General features: G+C 57.3%; 13 protein-coding genes. 3 read left to right on the forward strand and 10 right to left on the reverse strand.

What is annotated here, in order from left to right; translation table 11 throughout:
• Positions 1–5 precede the first annotated feature (5 nt).
• Both ABJT94_RS14200 and ABJT94_RS14205 read right to left on the reverse strand, forming a co-directional pair.
• Complete coding sequence (locus ABJT94_RS14200; protein ID WP_348473930.1) at positions 6–797, reverse strand: AraC family transcriptional regulator; 792 nt, start codon at positions 795–797, stop codon at positions 6–8.
• A gap of 226 nt (positions 798–1,023) precedes the next feature.
• Positions 1,024–4,179, reverse strand: a complete 3,156-nt coding sequence (locus ABJT94_RS14205; RefSeq protein ID WP_348473931.1) for a glycoside hydrolase family 3 N-terminal domain-containing protein — start codon at positions 4,177–4,179, stop codon at positions 1,024–1,026.
• Positions 4,180–4,372: 193 nt separating this feature from the next.
• Between ABJT94_RS14205 and ABJT94_RS14210 the strand changes: the two genes are divergently transcribed.
• Complete coding sequence (locus ABJT94_RS14210) at positions 4,373–5,500, forward strand: glycoside hydrolase family 16 protein (protein ID WP_348473932.1); 1,128 nt, start codon at positions 4,373–4,375, stop codon at positions 5,498–5,500.
• A gap of 59 nt (positions 5,501–5,559) precedes the next feature.
• Positions 5,560–6,576, forward strand: coding sequence for a LacI family DNA-binding transcriptional regulator (locus tag ABJT94_RS14215; RefSeq protein WP_348473933.1), 1,017 nt, complete (start codon positions 5,560–5,562; stop codon positions 6,574–6,576).
• On the opposite strand, the gene ABJT94_RS14220 is transcribed toward ABJT94_RS14215, so the two are convergent.
• The 8 genes from ABJT94_RS14220 to ABJT94_RS14255 all read right to left on the reverse strand — a co-directional run bounded on the left by ABJT94_RS14220 (position 6,573) and on the right by ABJT94_RS14255 (position 17,121).
• Complete coding sequence (locus tag ABJT94_RS14220; protein ID WP_348473934.1) at positions 6,573–7,391, reverse strand: electron transfer flavoprotein subunit beta; 819 nt, start codon at positions 7,389–7,391, stop codon at positions 6,573–6,575. The two genes, ABJT94_RS14215 and ABJT94_RS14220, sit on opposite strands and share 4 nt — an antisense overlap.
• Positions 7,381–8,658, reverse strand: coding sequence for an electron transfer flavoprotein subunit alpha/FixB family protein (locus ABJT94_RS14225; protein ID WP_348473935.1), 1,278 nt, complete (start codon positions 8,656–8,658; stop codon positions 7,381–7,383). The genes ABJT94_RS14220 and ABJT94_RS14225 overlap by 11 nt, the downstream gene beginning before the upstream one ends.
• Positions 8,655–10,556 (reverse strand): (Fe-S)-binding protein, encoded by a 1,902-nt coding sequence (locus tag ABJT94_RS14230; protein ID WP_348473936.1) that lies wholly within the window; start codon positions 10,554–10,556, stop codon positions 8,655–8,657. Before ABJT94_RS14230 ends, ABJT94_RS14225 begins: the two co-directional genes overlap by 4 nt.
• A 27-nt stretch (positions 10,557–10,583) precedes the next feature.
• Complete coding sequence (locus ABJT94_RS14235; RefSeq protein WP_348473937.1) at positions 10,584–12,647, reverse strand: NADH:flavin oxidoreductase; 2,064 nt, start codon at positions 12,645–12,647, stop codon at positions 10,584–10,586.
• A gap of 67 nt (positions 12,648–12,714) precedes the next feature.
• Positions 12,715–13,248: a DUF5943 domain-containing protein gene (locus ABJT94_RS14240; RefSeq protein WP_348473938.1), complete on the reverse strand. Its 534-nt coding sequence runs from the start codon at positions 13,246–13,248 to the stop codon at positions 12,715–12,717.
• Between the two features lie 200 nt (positions 13,249–13,448).
• The gene (locus ABJT94_RS14245) at positions 13,449–14,432 is read right to left on the reverse strand and encodes a dipeptidase (RefSeq protein ID WP_348473939.1); all 984 of its coding nucleotides are present in this window, start codon (positions 14,430–14,432) and stop codon (positions 13,449–13,451) included.
• Positions 14,433–14,586: 154 nt separating this feature from the next.
• Positions 14,587–15,720: a GlxA family transcriptional regulator gene (locus tag ABJT94_RS14250; RefSeq protein ID WP_348473940.1), complete on the reverse strand. Its 1,134-nt coding sequence runs from the start codon at positions 15,718–15,720 to the stop codon at positions 14,587–14,589.
• 273 nt (positions 15,721–15,993) lie between these two features.
• A complete protein-coding gene (locus tag ABJT94_RS14255) occupies positions 15,994–17,121 on the reverse strand; it encodes a hybrid-cluster NAD(P)-dependent oxidoreductase (RefSeq protein ID WP_348473941.1) in 1,128 nt (375 codons plus the stop codon).
• A 264-nt stretch (positions 17,122–17,385) separates the two neighbouring features.
• On the opposite strand from ABJT94_RS14255, the gene ABJT94_RS14260 reads away from it, so the two are divergent.
• Positions 17,386–18,687, forward strand: a complete 1,302-nt coding sequence (locus tag ABJT94_RS14260) for an aromatic ring-hydroxylating dioxygenase subunit alpha (RefSeq protein WP_348473942.1) — start codon at positions 17,386–17,388, stop codon at positions 18,685–18,687.
• Positions 18,688–19,017: the final 330 nt, after the last annotated feature.

The following is a 19,017-nucleotide window of genomic DNA, read 5'->3' on the forward strand; positions in this document are numbered from 1 at the left end:
CCGGATCAAACAACAGCACCATCCCGCACATACTCACCCGGCGGTATCCCATAACGCTTCTTAAACGCCCGAATAAACCCACTCTCCGATTCAAACCCGCACGCATTCACTACCTGCTTGAGTGGTCGCTGATGAATCAGCAACTGCACGGCTTTCTCCATGCGGTATTGCAGCAGTGACTGGTGCGGCGTTTTGCCCAGTTGCGCTCGAAACAGGCTGTACAGTTGCGAAGCACTGACATGAGAGGCAGCCGCTATGGCATCTACGGTAATGGGTTTGCTGTAGTGATCCGCAATGTAGGAGAGCGCTCTGTGCAACGAACGATCTGGCAGACTCGCGCCGGTATCGACCGGTTGTGAATGCACCTTACAGCAGCCATAAAGATACTGACAGAACTCGGCATCTATGGGGATGGGCTGGCCGGGTGTTGAATGGGCTGAGCGTGCCTGGTCGTAGTAACCCAGGGCATCGTCACAGAACTGGCGCGGACTGATGCGGCTATGCCAGTAAGACACGCGCGACAGCGGCGGCTTGTTGACCGGGTCCGTTGCAAAGGCCAGTACCAGGCATTCGTAGTCGTCTGAGCGGGCGTTGCTGAAGATGGTGCGGTCACCACTGCGGTGCCAGACCAGATGGCCCGGACCCACGGTATAACAGCCTCCCTCTACCTGGCAGACGGCCTGGCCATCCAGCACCAGTTCGATTTCTTCACGTCCGGGCTGAATAATGCGGGACTGGTAGTGCTTACCGTCGGTTTTGAATTGCATTAGCGCCAGTAAGGCATTGACATGCGTCATCCCTAAATTCCTCACACGTGTTGTTGTTTTTGTACATCGTGTTTCAGGCTCTGTGGCTTTACGAACGAACCAGCCTTGAGAGGAGACTACACCCTGCCCGGCTAAATGTAAGCGCTTACATTATAACAAAGTGTAACCTGTGTAACCGGGGTGATACGCATAAAAAAGCCGGGCACAGGGCCCGGCAAACACGCAATGAAAGTGTTTTGAGACAGTGTTCAGGTGATCAGTCGGTCAGGATCTGAACGTTGTCTATCTGGAAGTGCACGTTGGCGTGGTCGTCTGCCCAGATCGGCAGAATTTCCAGTATTGAGGTGATGTTGACGAAGTCCAGATCCGGGTAATCCGCAAACACCAGTTCGTTGGTTTCCCAGACTCCCTCAGTCACCGTCAGCGCTACGTCGCCGGTGCTGCAGGTTTCGGTATTGGCGTTACAGACAATCTTGCCCACCATGCCAGTGGCACCGGCCAGATCAACCGCTTTGAGGTCGAACTGAACCCGGCCTGTGGCCGCCAGGGAAGACAGATCCGTTGCGCCCTTCATCATCAACTGTACGACGCCTTTGCGATCGGCTGTAGCGGCGTACTGGGCATCGATGACCAGGCTATCGCCATCATCAAAGGCAGGGTCCAGGGTCACAAAGCTCGGGTCACCTGACCAGTCGTTGATGTTCGCGGCCCAGACAGAAGGTGCATTGAACACGTCGGTATCAGAGATACCATCGATGTACACATCGGTCGCCTCGGTGATAGTCGGGTTCGGTTCGGTCGGCGCTATGGCTTCGCAATCCGGATTTTCACCGGCGGTGAACGGTTCCCAGCGAATGTTTTCTATCGACAGGTCGAACGCATCGTCGGTATAGAGCAGGAAGGGCGTGTTGACGTTAGTGATGTCCAGGCCATCGTCGATCAGGCATTGCAGCGGCACCGAGACTTCAGACCACTCTCCCGGTGTCAGGTCGTTGATCAGGCTGGCAATGTCGATCTCGCCCAGGCACGGGTGGATGCAGTGAGCGCTCAGTGCCAACGCATTCGAGGTCAGCGCCTCGTTGACGCGTACTCTGAATACAATGCTGGTTTCTGAATTGGCATAAGGCGACAGATCTGTGCCAACCGCCGCTTCCTGATTCTGACTGTAGAACTGGCCAATACCCGCCCATTCAATCCGCTTGGCACTGTGCTGAACCGCACCATCCTGAGTAGTCACCGTCAGTTCGTTACCCGGCAGGGTCGTTGTAGCCGCCGGGTCGACACTGACCGGTACACCACCCCAGTTAGATGGGCCGCCAATGCGAAGTGCGTATATACCCTGGCTGGCGCCGTTGGTGAAAATGTCGAGCGGTTCTTCGGTGGTTCCTGCATCAGACACATCGGGTGCATCACAGCCGGTTTCTGAACGGTCTTCTGCCAATACCGGCACGCTGCCGCCTTCGGCGGTGGTCAGGCCGTAGCCGTAAGCAAACAGCGGTGTTTCGCCATCGTTACGGTTAACCGGTACCTGGCAATCAGTGGCGGGCCAGCTGTAGGAGAGCTTGCCGGTGAAGGGATGGTCACCAAACAGCACGTCGGCGACACCCGCGCCTTCAGTACCTGGCAACCAGGAGGCCACAAACGCATCCGACAGGTTCAGTTGCGGGTTCATCCACAAGGGGCGACCGCCAACATACAGCGTAACAATCGGTGTGCCCGGTGCGCTTGCTCGCAGGTCTTCAAGCAACTGAGCGTCATCTTCGTAGTGCTCGTCGAACGCCATCGTATCAAACTTGGAGATGTCGCCGTTGCCTTCGGCGTAGGGTGTTTCTCCGATAACGGCGATGATGACATCGAAAGTATCATCGGCTTGAGAACCGTCTTCGTTTAATGTCAGGTTACCGGTGCCCTCACCCATCACCTCAACCAAGCCATCAAAAATGGTGTCTGCGGTCGGGAAGTCGGCATTGTCATTACCGGTTCCTTGCCAGGTTAGCGTCCAGCCGCCAGTCTGGTTTTCCAGGCTGTTGGCCGAGTTACCGGCGACCAGAATGTTCAGGTCTTTGCCCAGCGGCAGAACGCCACCTTCATTTTTCAACAGCACCTGGGATTCACGTACCGCTTCACGCGCCAGCGCTTGTATGCTTTCGCCATTCATAAGGTCGGTATCACCCGCACCGTCACGCTCGGAGGGCTTGGGTTTGTCAAACAAACCAGCGCGAAATTTAACGCGCAAGATGCGACGCACGGCATCGTCAATGCGCGCCATGCTGATGTCGCCGTCATTGACCGACTGAATGGTGTTGGTGATGAAGGCTTTCCAGTCATCCGGCACCATGAACATATCGATGCCCGCGTTCACCGCTTGCACGCAATCGTCGTTGGAGCAACCGGTCACCTGGCCGTGGCCGTTCCAGTCGGAGACGACAAAGCCATCGAAGTTCATTTTTTCTTTCAACACATCGTTCATCAGATATTCGTGGCCGTGGATCTTCTCACCCTGCCAGCTGTTGAACGTGGCCATCACGGTTTGCACACCGGCTTCCAGCGATGAATAGTAACCTTGGCCGTGAACGTTGATCAGAGTGCTTTCATCGGCCAGGTTATCGCCCTGGTCATCACCCAGATCGGTGCCACCATCGCCAATAAAGTGCTTCGCTGTGGCAACTACGTGGGATTCGGAAAAGTCACCCTGCAGGCCTTCAACCATGGCGCCGCCGTATTGGAAAACCAGCTCGCCGTCTTCCGAATACCCTTCGTAGGTGCGGCCCCAGCGGTCATCCCGAACCACCGCCAGTGTCGGCGCGAACGTCCAGTCGATGCCGGTTGCCACAACCTGTTTGGCGGTTGCTGCACCGATGCGCTTGATCAGGTCTGCATCGTTCGCGGCCCCCAGGCCGATGTTATGCGGGAACAAGGTGGTGTCATAGACGTTGCTGTGACCGTGAACGGCATCGGTACCCCAGATTAACGGGATGGCTGCTTTGCCGTCGGTGGTGTCCATCGAGGCTGTCCAGTACTGATCAGCCAGGTCCACCCATTCTGCAATGCTGGCTGTCTTATCGTTGTTGGGCCAGGAGCCACCGCCGTTCAGCACGGAGCCCAGGTGATAGTCGATCACGTCCTGAGGCGACGCACTTTTTATTTCCGGTTGTACCATCTGGCCGACTTTTTCTTCCAATGTCATGGCTGCCAACAAAGCATCAACTTCGGCTTCAATGGCCGGGTCGAGCGCTACTTTGCTGGTGATATCAGGCCAGTCGTTATGGTCGGTGCGGTAGCTGATGGATTCGCTGCCACCTCCACCATTGCCGCCACCATTGCCATTGTCGTTATCATCTTTATCGGAGGGGCCGCAGCCCACCAACAGCGCCAGTGCGCTCACCGTCAGTACTGTGGTTATCTGTTTCATCGTAGTCCCGCTTCTTGTTGTTGGGATTCAGGCTGTTTTGCTGTTGTGAATCAAGCCAGCGCAGATCATGGGGGGTGTGATGCAAGCGGAACAGCGGATTGGAGGATTGGTCAGTATTTCTGCAGAACGGGTAAGCCCTAACCCTTTACCATGCCAATGACTACTCAGAATCCAGGCGCAAAGGACCGGACGTATGAACCAGATTGAATGCAACATTAACCACAACCGTTCACCGGAAAAGTTAGCGATTACAGCCGCTGTGTTGGCGGTTTTTTTGCTATCGGGTTGCCTGGACACCACCACAGAAACCGACGTCGACACGGAAACAGACACTGGGGATCCAACACCGGATTCTGACCTTTCAAGGCATCACCCGGTGGACAAAAACTGGCGACTGGTGTGGTCGGATGAGTTTGATGGCTCAGCGATCGACCCGGCCAAGTGGAGCTACGAGCAAAATTGCTGGGGCGGTGGTAACAACGAACAGCAGTGCTATACCGACCAGGCGAGTAATGCGTTTATAGAGAACGGTGCTTTGGTTATTAAGGCGATAAAAGAAAACTTCACCGGCCCCATTGCCAACCTGGAAGACCCCGCTTTTGACCCAAACGACACCCGCACCCTGCCCTACACCTCTGCTCGCTTGCGCACCTTGAACAAAGGCGACTGGCGCTATGGTCGTTTTGAGATCCGCGCGCAATTGCCTGCGGGTCAGGGCACCTGGCCTGCCATCTGGATGCTGCCAACCGACTGGGTCTATGGTGGCTGGGCGGCCTCGGGTGAAATTGACATTATGGAAGCGGTCAATCTGAACACCCAGAGCGACGCAGAGGGTGCGGTGCCCGGCACCCCCGAGCATCGCGTTCACGGTACACTCCATTTCGGCCAGGAGTGGCCCGATAACGTTCACTCAGGCACATACTATGATTTCGGGGCCGATGAAAGCCCGGCCAATGGGTTTCACCATTACGCCATCGAGTGGCAATCCGGTGAGATTCGCTGGTATGTCGACGGGCAGCACTATGCCACCCAAACCGATGCCGGCTGGTATTCGCAATACCCGGATCCGGACACCGACGAACTGGTAACCGGCAGTGGTAGCGCTCCGTTCAATAAACCCTTCCATCTGATTTTGAACCTGGCCGTCGGTGGCAACTGGGCCGCCAATGTGAATGAGAAAGGCATCGATCCCGGGGTATTCCCGCAAACTATGAAGGTCGACTACGTTCGGGTGTACCAGTGCGATGTAGATGCCGTGACCGGTGCCGGTTGTGCGACTCGAAACCCCAATGCCGAGGCAGTATCGGGTCATCAACCCTGAAAACTTGACGCCCGGTCCCGGCTGAATAATGCTCGCGGTATATTTTGCGAGGGTAGCCGATGATCACCATGAAAGAGGTCTCCGACCTGGCGGGTGTTTCCCAGGCGACTGTGTCCCGGGTGATCAATGGCAGCGACCGGGTGACGGAGAAGACAAAAATCCGGGTAACCCAGGCGATGCAAACGCTCGGGTATCGGCCCAATTCGGCAGCCCAGTCGCTGGCTTCCAGCCGGTCCAACGCCATCGGCATGGTGGTTTCCAAGCTGGAAGGCCCGTTTTACGGGCCGATGATGGCCGGGGTCGAAAATGCCCTGCGCCAGGCGCACAAGCACCTGATCATCGCCGCCGGGCACGGCGATGCCGACCTTGAACGAGAAGCCATTGAGTTTCTGGTCAATCGGCAGGTCGATGGGTTGCTGTTGATGGTGGAGCGCCTCGAGGATGCCGAGTTGGTCGAGTTAAACCAGCGTGTGCCGGTCTTTCTGATCAACCACCCGGTGACTTCGCTCAGTCACCGTTGTGTATCGCTCGATAACGAACTCGGTGGTTACCGCGCCACCCGCTATTTGCTGGACCATGGGCACCGGCGCATTGCCTGCATTATGGGCCAGATCTGGAAACCGGATGCCCATGACCGGCTACAGGGCTATCGTCGTGCTATGGCAGAGGCAGGCATTGCGGTTCCGGATGACTGGGTCGTCAACACTTACTTCGAACTCGCCGGTGGGTACCATGCGATGGAGACCCTGTTCGAGCGCCAATTTAATGGAACGGCCGTATTTGCCGGCAATGATGAGATGGCCTTTGGTGTGTTGGAAGCCGCCGAACACCATGGCATTCGGGTACCGGACCAGTTGTCCGTCATCGGGTTCGATAACAGCCTAACCGCCCAGTATGTGAACCCCAAACTGACTACCCTGCATTTCCCGATGTTTGAAATGGCACAGGCGTCGGCGCGGATGGCGTTGGATGGCATTTACAACAAGGCGGAAAGCCAAGCCTGTCAGTTTGAACCCACCCTGGTTGAACGCAATACGGTTAGCCGGGCGTTTTCGCTGGAAACAGGCGCCCGCTAACGCACCACGCCCTCTGCCAGCAGCCGGGCCAGAATCGCTTCAGCTTTCTCCCGATCCGTCCCTTCGGTAATCACTTGGCCGCCCTGCCCCTGGGGTTTGGCGGTGGCGGCTTTCATGCGTTCTGCAGCGGTGCCGCCTTTGGCGACGGCCAGGCGTTTGGGTCGGGGTTTGGCAGGGTGTTGTTGCCAGTTGGCAAGGGCCTGGTCCGGTTCTGCCGCACAAGGCTGGGAATCGATATTACCTCGTTGGGCGGGGCCGAAGGCCGACTGGCGGGCCGGTTCGGCGGCGGGGTCGACACTGGCAACGAAAGGCAGTGGTACGCGCAAGGCGCGTCGTTGCCCCCGGGGTAAGGCTTGCCACACTTCTGCATGGCCGTCTGCAATGGAGACGACCGATACGATGCGAGGCACCATGGGCCAGCCCAACTGATCCGCCACCGCATAGGGCAGCAAGCCAGACCCTTCACCACACTCGGCACGCACGCCGGTTAATACGATGTCCAACTGATGGTCCAACGCCTGATCTCGCAGATAATTGGCCAGCGCGGGTACTGCATCGGCATCCGGTTCTGCATTCAACACTGTCACATCAGTTAATCCCATGCCCAAATAAGCACGCAGTGACTCATTCCGGGCAGAACCTACATGGATCAGGCTGGGTAATTCTGGAGAGAGAGAGAGCGCCAACTCCACTGCTCGGGCATCCTGATCGGCCCGGCGCTCGCGGCGCGACAGTGGATGCTGGCCAACAGAGACCAGGGCGGCGATTTTCATGGCCTGACTGGCCATAGTTTTGGACCGTGATTCAGGCAACATGGCGCGCCTCTCCTTCATGTGCGGTGCCGCCCTGAGGGGCGATGCCTGTCTGACGTGCTGTCATCAGGTTCAGCAGTTCGGCAAACACAGCTTCGCTGTCGGCGATCACCGTCAAGTCGGCCCGGCGGACCATGTCGCAGCCGGCATCCAGGTTAATGGCGATAACGGTTTCGCACTGGCCAATGCCCTGCAAGTGTTGAATGGCGCCAGAAATACCGGCAGCCAGATAGACCCGCGCCGATACCCAGGTGCCACTGGCACCCACTTGCCGGTGGCGTGGCATATAACCATCGTCGACCGCGACCCGGCTGGCGCCTTCGGTGGCACCCAATACAGTCGCCACCTGATGAAACTGATCCCAGTTACGCACACCGTTACCGGCAGCCAGGATAAATTCGGCTTCACTCAAGGCAATCTGGCTGGGGTCGACACTGACCGGGCCAAGGTCTTCGATGGTGACTGACACTGGACCGGGTAAGGCGAGCTCCAGAGGCAAGGCTTCGTGGCGAAGCTCTTCAACCGGGGCGGCGCATTCGGGGGCCAGTAGCAAAACGCGCGGCGTCGGCCGATGCCAATCGGTGAGTTGACTGCCACCCCGGCACACCGTGTTTTCAGTACTGACGTGCCAGGCCTGAACGGCCGCGCGATCACCCAACTGCACAGCCCAGCGCGAGCCCAGGTCCGCACCGCCGTCGATGCTGTCCGGAAACAGCCAGAAAGCGGGCTGATAGTGTTGCTCGGTGGCGTTAAGTATCGCCAGTTTGAGTTCGGGGCAATAGCCGGTTAATGCCTCATTGTGCAGCTGGCTCAACTGAATCACCCGGTCGGCACCGGCACCGCCAAAATCGGTTTCCCGCACATCGCCTAGCGCGATGGCCAATACCGCATGGGGTTCATCCTTAACCTGCGCCAGTTGCTGGGCCAGGCCCAGCACATCGCGGTCATGACTGCTAAGCCGACCGCCTGGCAGATCAAGAACGGCGGCTACATAGCCGACCGGATCGGCAACACGGTGCAGTGGTTTCTCTTTGGCTTGCCCTCGGCCGGGCTGGCCAGCGGTAGCAAACCCAACCCCGCCCGGGTTCAGTCGATTCAGGCGTTTGCGCCCCTGAACCATCACAAATCCGGTTTGATGCGGGTTGATCCGGCGCAGCCCGGTCGGGCCTATCGCCGACACTGTTGCCGCTACTAATGCCTCGTGCTCCGGGTGCAAGCGGTTGCGCCGAATGCGCTCCAGGCGCGGATTGCGTCTGATTCGAAGGCTCACGCTCGCTCCTCCGTTACCAGGGCTTCACTGACCAGTTCGGCCAAGTCTTTAATCTGCGGCCTTGGTTCCACCACCCCTTCGAGCATGGCAGTACATTGCTGGCAAGCGACGGCGATGGTCTCGGCCTCAACCGCCCGCGCATCGTCCATACGCATGTCGGCAATCCGGTGTTCACCGGGTATGTCGGTAATGGGTGCCCCACCGCCGCCACCGCAACAACGCGACCGGTAACCGGAGCGCGTCATTTCCTGCACTTCAATGCCCAGGGTCCTCAGCACCGAGCGCGGGGATTCGTACTCGCCGTTATACCGGCCGAGATAACAGGGGTCGTGATAGGTCACGCGCCCCGGTGCCTTGGGTTGCAAATTCAGTTGGCCCTGCTCCATCAATTCATTGATGAACATACTGTGGTGCTGAACCCGATAGTGGCCGCCGAAATCGCCATACTCATTGGCCAGCACATGGAAGGCATGAGGGTCGGTGGTCACGATGCGGTTAAACTTGTAGCGGCTGAGCAGTTCGATGTTGTGCCGGGCCAGTCGCTGGAAGGTAGCGTCATCGCCCAATCGGCGGGCAACGTCTCCGGAATCGCATTCGTCGTTACCCAGCACGGCGAAGTCGACATTGGCAGCGCGCATGACCGAGACAAAAGCGCGCAGAATACGCTGACTGCGCTGGTCAAAGGCGCCATCGCTGATCCAGAACAAGACATCGGCTTTGCCTGCGTCAGCGATCAGCGGCAGGTTAAGATCCGTCGCCCAGTCGAACCGCCGCGCCGGGTCCAACCCGCCGGGATTATCGGTTGCGATCAGATTATCCAGTACCTGAACACCCGCGCCTGGGGTTTCGCCACGCTCTTGCGTTAAAAAGCGCCGCATATCGACGATGGCATCAACGTGTTCAATCATCATCGGGCACTCTTCGACGCAGGCACGGCAGGTGGTGCAGGACCAGAGCGTTTCAGCACTGACCAGCCCATCCACAATAACCTGACCCGGGTTTCCTTTTGCCTCACCAACCGGTTTTCCCGGGTAGGCGCTGCCGTGGTAACCCGCATCGGTGCCACCGCTCAGACCGACCACCATATCCTGAATCAGCTTTTTCGGATTCAGTGGCTGGCCCGCGGCAAACGCCGGGCAAACAGCTTCACAACGACCACACTGCACACAGGCATCGAAGCCGAGCAACTGGTTCCAGGCAAAGTCCGAAGGCTTGGCGACGCCCAATGTGCTGTCGGTCAGATTCAATGGCTTCAGCCCGGTGGATCGACCACCGCCAAACCGCTGTGGGCGCCGGTGAAAAGCCAGGTGCAAGGCACCGGCAAAGGCGTGTTTCATTGGCCCGCCCCAGCCCATGCCGACCAGCATTTCAGTCAGCCCCAGGGCCAGGCCGATCAATAACAGAGCACTGAATACCCAGCCGACCAACCCGGCCGGAAACCAGTCGGCGGTCATCAGGGTGATCAGGAACAGCGAGGTGGAAAACACCAGCAGGCTTTTCGGCAGCCGCATCCAGGGCCCGCGCGAAAGGCGACTGGGCGGATTCCGCCGACGCCAGGCGACGCAGCAGGCACCAACAAACATGCCCGCCGCACTGAGCAGCATCAGGCCGTTTAAAATAGAGGAGTCAACGCCAAACCCATGCACCACCAACGCCAGCGCTAAAGCGGCAACAAAGCCACCGGCCGTTGCCACGTGGGTGTTGGCGATAAAACGGTCGCGCTGCACAACATGGTGCAGGTCGACCAGGTAGCGGCGCGGCATGGCCATTAATCCCGCCATGACCGCTACCGGTTCGTTGCGGCCCGCGCGCCAGGCCAGCACTCTTCGGGTAGCCCCAATCAGCATCAGCGCCAGGGCGCCAAACAGCAAAATGGGCAGTAACCAGTCAGTCAGCATCCTACACCTCTCGCTTCCGTTTGCCGGTTACAGATCCTTGCACAAGCGCAAGGCGTCGTAGATGGCGGCGTGGATATTGCGTTGCGAAACCGCATCGCCCAGTCGCCATAGAATCATGCCATTCTGCGGTTCGCTCAATACCGGTTGGGCGGCATTGGCGTACAGGGTTTCAACATCAATCTGGCCCTTGTTAACGGACTCCGGTTTGAGTTCGTAATACAGGGCTTCATTCGGCCGGGTGCCGTTCTCGATGACCACCTGGTCCACCACCCGCTCTTCTTGCTGACCGGTGTATTCGTTTTCCAAAACCGCGATTTTCTGGTCGCCTTCGGTGTACACCTGAACCAGATTGAGATCTGAGGTCATCACGACCTCCTTCTCATACAGGCTGCGATAGTAGGTCGGGAAAGTGGTGCCGCCGATGCCCACGCCAGGCTTGGTATCATCGGTCACCAACTCCACCAGAGCACCCTTGGCCGACAGGTAATCGGCAACAGACATGCCACTGAATTCACAGATGCTGTCAAACACAAGGACATTCTTACCTGGCTCGACGGCACCGCTGAGAATATCCCACGAAGACACCACCAGCCCTTCGGCTGCGCCCCATTCCGTTTCCTGTTCAATGAACGGTTCGCCACCGGTGGCAAGAATGCAGACCTCGGGCTGTTCGTCTCGAATCAGCGCGGCATCCGCGCTGGTGCCCAGGCGAACATCCACCCCCAGACGGGCCAGTTCCAGTGCGTACCAGCGGGTAATGCCGGCAATTTGGTCCCGTTGTGGAGCCTGGGCAGCCAGCGTGATTTGTCCGCCCAGTGCATCCGCTCGCTCGACCAACGTGACTTTGTGGCCACGTTCGGCGGCGACCCGGGCCGCTTCCATTCCGCCGGGGCCACCTCCAATAACCAGTACCGAGCGCACGGGCCCTTCTGTTTTTTCAATAATGTGTGGCAGACCCTGATACTCACGCGAGGTGGCGGCGTTCTGCACACACAGCACATCCAGACCCTGGTACTGCCGGTCGATGCAATAGTTGGCGCCGACGCACTGTCGAATCTGATCGATCTGATTCATCTTGATCTTGGCGATAATATGCGGGTCGGCTATGTGAGCACGGGTCATGCCTACAAAGTCGACGTAGCCAGCATCCAGAATGCGTTCGGCCTGGTTCGGGTCTTTGATGTTCTGGGCGTGAATGACCGGTACATCGACAACGGTTTTGATGCCTGCGGCCAAATGCAAGAACGGCTCTGGCGGGTAAGCCATGTTGGGGATAACGTTGGCCAGGGTGTTGTGTGTGTCGCAACCGGAACCAACGACGCCGAAAAAGTCGACCATTCCTGTCTTGTTGTAATAGGCGGCGATCTCTTTCAGGTCTTCATGGTTCAGGCCATCGGGGTGAAATTCATCGCCACACATGCGTATTCCCACCGCAAAATCAGGTCCCACTGCTTCGCGCACGGCTTTCAATACTTCCATGCCGAAGCGCATGCGGTTTTCGAAGGTGCCGCCCCACTGGTCGGTGCGTTTGTTGACCCGGGGCGACCAGAACTGGTCGATCATGTGCTGATGCACGGCAGACAGTTCAACGCCGTCGAGCCCGCCATCCTGTGCACGCTTGGCGGCGCGAGCAAAGTCGCCGATGATGCGCCAGATCTCTTCTTCTTCGATGGTTTTGCAGGTGGCGCGGTGTACTGGCTCGCGAATACCGGAAGGCGACATCAGGTTGGGCCAGTTTTCACCATCCCAGCGCGAACGACGACCCATGTGGGTGATCTGGATCATGATTTTCCCGCCGTGGCGATGCACGGCGTCGGCCAGATTCTGGAAGTGCGGGATGATCTTGTCAGTCGCCAGGTTCACCGATTTCCACCAGCTTTGCGGGCTGTCGATCGACACCACACTGGAGCCACCACAGATGCACAAACCGCACCCGCCTTTGGCTTTTTCTTCGTAGTAACGAACATAACGGTCTGTCGTCATGCCACCGTCGGTCGCGTAGACCTCGGCGTGGGCGGTACTGACGATCCGGTTGCGGATGGTCAGCTTGTTGATGGCCAGAGGCCGAAACAAGGATTCAAAATTGGCCATGGTCAAACTCCCGGTGACGTGACGGCTCGTCAGAACCGTCGCGTGACGATGACGGCACTGACGTTAACTAGTTCAGCGGTGACACTTCAAACAAACCGTAGTCAATGCCCTCTTCTGCAGCACACTGAACCTGACGGGCGACGGTTTTAATCTCATTTCCCAACGCACCATTTATCTGGTCGATGGCACCGGCAAACCAGCCGGTGAACATGTAGTCGACCTTGCGATCCACCTTGCCGTAGAAATAGACAAAGGCCGAATGGTCGAGTCGAACCAGAGCCTCGCCGGCCTCCAGATTCAACGATTCGGTATGAAATAATCCCCAGCCACGTTGCGAAAGACGCAGCATGTAATGTTCAAAGACCTCGGCGCCGCTGAGGCCATGAAGAGCGGCTTCTTTCTCACACCAGTGCCAGGCTGACTTGTAGCCCGCGCGATACAGCAGCTCTGCATAGCGTTCGGCACCAATCTCGTCTTCAATCGCCTGGTGGTTGTTGATAAAGAAATGGCGTGGCACATACAGCATCGGCAACGCATCGGTTGTCCAGACGCCGGTTTCATCATCCACGGTAATGGGCATTTCAGGTGCGTGTGTCGACATTGGTAAACCCTACTCAAACTGTTCAGTCTTTGGAGGCTATAGCCCGCGTCGGATACCGGTGATGCTTCTCCGAGGTCGGCGTAAATCCGTCCATGGAGCCTAGGCCGCAGCATCCATGCTGCGGACTCCCTCGCAGAAGCATCACCGGCATCCAACGCTCATTTTGTGCGTCACCGAAGCTAGAATTAACACCGATTCTTTCAAGTTGACTCGCCCCAAACATCCGCCAATACCCGCACCCAGTTCTCACCCATGATTTTCTTAACCAACTCAGGCGAATAACCATGGCGCAACAACGCTTCGGTCAAATTGGGGAATTCGCCGACGGTACGAATGCCTTCTGGGTTGATGATCTTGCCAAACCGGGTCAGCTCACGGGCGTAGCCCTTGTCGTGCGTCAGCATGTCGAAGAAATCGGGGCCATGGCCCTGGGTGAAATCGGTGCCGATACCCACCTGGTCTTCACCGACGATGTCGACGATGTAGCTGATCGCTTCGACGTAATCATCAATGGTGGAGTCGATGCCGTTTTTCAGAAAGGGGGCAAACATGGTGACGCCGACAAAGCCGCCACGCTCGGCGATAAAGCGCAATTCATCGTCAGATTTGTTGCGCGGGTGTTCTTTCAAACCAGAAGGCAGGCAGTGGGAGTAACAAACCGGTTTGTCGGAGGCGAGAATGACTTCCTCGGAGGTCTTGGCACCCACATGCGAGAGGTCGCACATGATGCCGACCCGATTCATCTCAGCCACGACTTCGCGGCCAAAGCCCGACAAGCCGCCGTCGCGTTCATAGCAACCGGTACCGATCAGGTTCTGGGTGTTGTAGCACATCTGTACGACACCAACGCCGAGGTCTTTGAAGACCTGCACGTAACCGAGCTTGTCTTCAAAGGCATGGGCGTTCTGAAAGCCCATTAAAATGCCGGTGCGGCCCTCTGCTTTGGCCCGGTAGATATCGGCTGTATTGTAAACCTTGGTAACCAGATCTGAATTGTCTTCAATCAGCTGATTCATGGCGACAATGTTGTCGACGGTGTCCTGAAAATTTTCCCAGACAGAGACGGTGCAGTTCGCGGTGGTGATGCCGCCCTTGCGCATGTCTTCGAAGAGTTCACGGTTCCATTTGGCGATGATCAGACCATCGATAATGATCGATTCCTGATGCAAGTCGGCTGCGTTCATGTCGCTCTCCCGGGAGTCAGTAAAATAGCCACAAACTCAGTGTATCCGGGCGCCTCCTACCCGGTGTCACTGGAAGCGACACGGGCAGGCTCAAAATCGGCATGCGGGTTTCATAGGGTTCAGCGCTATGTCTGACCTGGCAGCCTTTTTCTAACTAAGAACTCTCAACCAACTCAACCGCAGGCGCAAACTTAACGGCTCCATAGGTAGGTTCAGACTGGGCTTTGCGCAGCGCCGTTAGCGAGGTCGTGGGTAACACGGGCGCCGGATTGGTACCTGTGGGACCCTCGTACTGAGTCAGTGACCAGACAGCAGCGCGTTCTTCCTTGGGGGAGACGCCAATGTACTTGCGGTAACACCGGCTGAAGTGCGGAGCAGAAACAAAGCCGCACATGGAGGCGACTTCGATGATGGAGCAGGTGGTTTGCTTGAGCAACTGGCGCGCCCGGTCGAGCCGCAGCTTCAAGTAATAGCGCGAAGGGGTGCAATCCAGGTGTTTCAGGAAAAGCCGCTCCAGCTGACGCCGCGAAATACCGACAAAGCTGGCCAGTTCTTCCAGCTCAATGGGCTCTTCCAGGTTGGCTTCCATCAGTTCAGTGACTTCCGCGAGCTTGGGTTGGGAGGTCGTTAGCTGGCGACGCATGGGAGTGCGTTGCTGTTCACTATCGAGCCGCACCCGATCGCAGAGAAACATGTCGCAAATGGCGTTGGTCAGCGCCTTGCCATGCTGGCGCCCGACCAGGCTGATCATCATGTCCATCGGAACCCCACCGCCGGTGCAGGTGAAGCGGTCCCGATCGAGGGTGTAGAGATTGTTGGTGGCGTTAACACGCGGAAAACGCTCCTGCAGGGCGGCCAGGCATTCCCAGTGAGCACTGCATTTATAGCCGTCGAGCAAGCCGGCACTGGCGAGCACATAGGCCCCTGTACAAACGGCGCCAATCAGTACTTTCTTGTGTGACTGACTGACCAGCCAGCTGACTTCTTTCTGGGTAAAACTGCGGGTAATGTCGACACCGCCGACGACGATGACAATGTCGAAGGTCAGACCGCTTGAAAACGAGGCGTCCGGAGCGATGCAGATGCCATCGCTGGCTGTTACGGTGTTACCGTCCTGCGACACCAGTTGCCAGGTGTAAAGTTCGTGGCCTGATAGCTGGTTGGCCATGCGCAGGGGTTCAATAGCGGTTGCCAGCGAAACCAGGGTGAAGTTATTGATCAGTAAAAAACCGACCCGGTAAGGTTTGGGCGCCTCACCACTGGTAAATTTCTCGGTGGTTTCAAACATGGACTGGCCCTCCGCCTTTGCCCGCTTTGCTGTAAGACAGTCTTCCCCGGCAGTCTTACCCGCCGCCAGCTTCTGTGAGCCAGTCGTCGAACATTGATAGCAAGGAACCAGGGGGCCCGTCTGTCGATCACATCAGACCGTACCGATAACGCATCATACGACCGAACCGGAGGTACAAACAGTCTAAAAACGCCTTTTTTAGTCTAAATACGTGTCTAAAAACGACGTTTTTGTAAAGCCCAAACCAAGGCGTCTGGGGCATTGAGACCTGCGTCACCCTTCTATGGTCAAGTCTGATCGGGGGGTACTGCAACAGGAGAGGATGTAGCCATCGGCCAGGTCTTCATCGGTGATGCCACCGTTGTGCTGAATCTCGACCTCGCCGCTCAGTTTCAGCACCTTACAGGTACCGCATATGCCCACACCGCAGGCTTTGGGAATGCTCAGCCCCAATCGGCTGGCGGCGGCGTGCACGGTTTCTTCCGGCGACATCTGAACGCTCATGCCGGAGCCGGTGAACTCGACGGTAAAGGTCTCTTCGTCTTTCTTTTCTTCGGCTTCGCGGACGGCCACTTCGGCCTGCTCCAGCGCTTCCTGGGTAACATCCGCAGGCGTCGCACCGAATGACTCCTCGTGATAAAAGTCCATATCGAAGCCGGCCTCTGCCAGCAGATGCCGAATGGCTTTCATGTACGGGGTCGGGCCACAGCAAAAAATGCGACGCTGCATGAAATCCGGCACCACCATGTCCATCTTGGCCCTGTCCAGATAGCCACGATAGCCGTTCCAGGCCTGGCCCAGCTCGATGCGCTCGCAAATTACGCTGAGGTTAAAGTTGGTCACCCGAGAGCACATGTGCTCCAGTTCCCGGTGAAAGATGATGTCACTTGGGGTTCGGGCGCTGTGGACAAAGGCCATGTCGACATCGGCATTGGTGTCGAAATACCAGCGTGCCATCGACATCAGCGGGGTAATACCGACTCCACCGGACAGGAACAGCATTTTGTCAGCCGTGTGATCGATGCAGTTGAAGTTACCTACCGGGCCATGCACGGCCAATTCATCGTGCTGCTTCAGGTTATCGTGCAGCCAGTTCGAGACTCGTCCACCCGGCACCCGCTTGATGGTGATCGAAAAGCTGTAAGGCACCGAGGGAGAGCTGGAAATGGTGTAGGAGCGCAACACCTGCTCGCCTTCAATGTCCAGTTCCAGCGTTACAAACTGCCCTGGCTTAAAGAAAAACATGACCGACTGTTCCGCATTGAAGCAGAAGGTTTTTACATCCCAGGTTTCCTGGATGACCCGAACACAGCGAACCTGATGCCGGCCATTGGCCCAAACCCGGGTGTTGAGCGGGTTAAACGCGGGTGCCGGTTCGCTGGCGTCAACAATTTGCGTCATGGTGAGGCATCCTTAATCGGGGTCGGTTGTTATGAGTCCCATTGTTACCAAAACACCCCCGGCCCGGTTAGCTGATTGCGACATGCTGTTGATCAACTCCTCCACCCAACGGAAATCCGACTGACCGCTCGGGAGCGTCGAATTGACAGCATAAAATGTCGTAATCGGGCAAATGAGGCGGGGCTGCCGTACCGAGAATGATTACACCAATGATAGTTCGACGGTTCGCCTGCCGAATCACCCTGCTGCCTCAGGAGCTGCACAATGAATGAAACCGACCTGCTCAACCTGACATACTCCTCTATACCCGAGGCCCGACAGGCGATGCGCTCTCTGCTGCAACAGCGTTCTGGGACTGAATCGCTGCCACAGCCGTTCTATAACGACCCGATGATGTTCCGGCTCGATATGGAAAACATCTTCATGAAACAGTGGCTGTTTGTAGGCATGACCTGTGAAGTGCCCGGTAAAGGGGACTACATGACCGTAGACATCGGCCAGAACCCGGTATTGGTTGTTCGTGACCGGGACGGTGAAGTCCGCGCTTTCCACAACGTGTGCCGGCACCGCGGCTCGCGCCTCTGTACGTCAGCCAAGGGCAAGGTCGCCAACCTCACCTGCCCTTACCACCAATGGACCTACGACCTGAAAGGCAATCTCATCTACACCGGCGATGCCATGGGTGACACCTTCGACAAGAGCCAGTTCGGCCTAAGACCCGCCCATTGCAAAACCGCAGGTGGCTTCATCTATATCTGCCTGGCCGAGGGCGAAGCCCCGGATATCGCCCCCTATCTGGAAACCCTGGCGCACTATATGGAACCGTACGACATGGAAAATGCCAAGGTGGCGGCTGAATCCCATCTTGATGAAGACGCCAACTGGAAACTGGTGATGGAAAACAACCGGGAGTGCTACCACTGTGCCGGATCTCACCCCGAGTTATTGCGCTCCCTACTCGAATGGGACGACACCAATGACCCACGCGCCACGCCAGAATTCGTTGCACTCTGTGAACGTCAGGCCAAAGCCTGGGACGCCGAGGGCATTCCCCACAAGCACGTCGAGCACGGCCTTCAAAACCGCCTGGTGCGCATGCCGCTAAAAGAGGGCACCCATGTAATGACCATGGACGGCAAAGCCGGCAGCCAGAAAACCATGGGCCGGATCCAGAACCGGGAACTGGGATCGCTGCGCATTCTGCACCTGCCCAATTCCTGGAACCACATGCAGAGCGACCATGCTGTTGTGTTTCAGGTTCTGCCCGTCAGTGCTCAGAAAACACGGGTGATCACCAAGTGGCTGGTTCACAAAAACGCCGTCGAGGGACAAGACTACGACAAAGAACGCTTGTGCCAGGTCTGGGATGCCACCAACCGCCAGGACAGAACCCTGGCCGAAAACAACCAGCGCGGCGTTAATTCTCTTGCCTACCAACCCGGCCCCTACTCCGAAACCTATGAGTTTGGGGTGATGAATTTTGTGAATTGGTACTGCAATGAAGTGCTGGCCAATTCGGCTGAGAGTTTGGATGAAGCTGGGGTTTCTGAACTTCGGGTGGGGTGAATAGGGTAATTAGGCTGCTCTTTTGCAAAGTTCATTTTGAGGCACTGCTTACTACCCGTCACCCAGGGGACTGGCTTCCTACAAAAGATAATACTCAGGCCTAGGTTGGCACCCAGCCAAGTGGCCGCCGCCGGGTGGGCCTGTCATGGGTAGTCCGCAGCAAGGATGCTGCGGTCTAGGCTCCATGGACGGATTCACGCCGACCCATGACAGGCCTACCCAGTGGCGGACACGAACGAAAGCCACAAAACAAATGTCGCTATTTATCACTGGCGTGTCGTCGTCAAGCACATGACCGCCCCCGCCTCCCCATACCATGCTGTAAAGCCA

This window comes from Saccharospirillum sp., assembly GCF_039982735.1.
Classification (GTDB): Bacteria; Pseudomonadota; Gammaproteobacteria; order Pseudomonadales; family Natronospirillaceae; genus Saccharospirillum.

Excerpts from the sequence above, each read along its gene's own strand:
- ABJT94_RS14235 (WP_348473937.1), bottom strand. The coding sequence starts at position 12,647 with ATGGCCAATTTTGAATCCTTGTTTCGGCCTCTGGCCATCAACAAGCTG.
- ABJT94_RS14240 (WP_348473938.1), bottom strand. The coding sequence starts at position 13,248 with ATGTCGACACACGCACCTGAAATGCCCATTACCGTGGATGATGAAACC.
- ABJT94_RS14215 (WP_348473933.1), top strand. The coding sequence starts at position 5,560 with ATGATCACCATGAAAGAGGTCTCCGACCTGGCGGGTGTTTCCCAGGCG.
- ABJT94_RS14245 (WP_348473939.1), bottom strand. The coding sequence starts at position 14,432 with ATGAACGCAGCCGACTTGCATCAGGAATCGATCATTATCGATGGTCTG.
- ABJT94_RS14205 (WP_348473931.1), bottom strand. The coding sequence starts at position 4,179 with ATGAAACAGATAACCACAGTACTGACGGTGAGCGCACTGGCGCTGTTG.
- ABJT94_RS14210 (WP_348473932.1), top strand. The coding sequence starts at position 4,373 with ATGAACCAGATTGAATGCAACATTAACCACAACCGTTCACCGGAAAAG.
- ABJT94_RS14260 (WP_348473942.1), top strand. The coding sequence starts at position 17,386 with ATGAATGAAACCGACCTGCTCAACCTGACATACTCCTCTATACCCGAG.
- ABJT94_RS14200 (WP_348473930.1), bottom strand. The coding sequence starts at position 797 with ATGACGCATGTCAATGCCTTACTGGCGCTAATGCAATTCAAAACCGAC.
- ABJT94_RS14255 (WP_348473941.1), bottom strand. The coding sequence starts at position 17,121 with ATGACGCAAATTGTTGACGCCAGCGAACCGGCACCCGCGTTTAACCCG.
- ABJT94_RS14250 (WP_348473940.1), bottom strand. The coding sequence starts at position 15,720 with ATGTTTGAAACCACCGAGAAATTTACCAGTGGTGAGGCGCCCAAACCT.
- ABJT94_RS14220 (WP_348473934.1), bottom strand. The coding sequence starts at position 7,391 with ATGTTGCCTGAATCACGGTCCAAAACTATGGCCAGTCAGGCCATGAAA.
- ABJT94_RS14230 (WP_348473936.1), bottom strand. The coding sequence starts at position 10,556 with ATGCTGACTGACTGGTTACTGCCCATTTTGCTGTTTGGCGCCCTGGCG.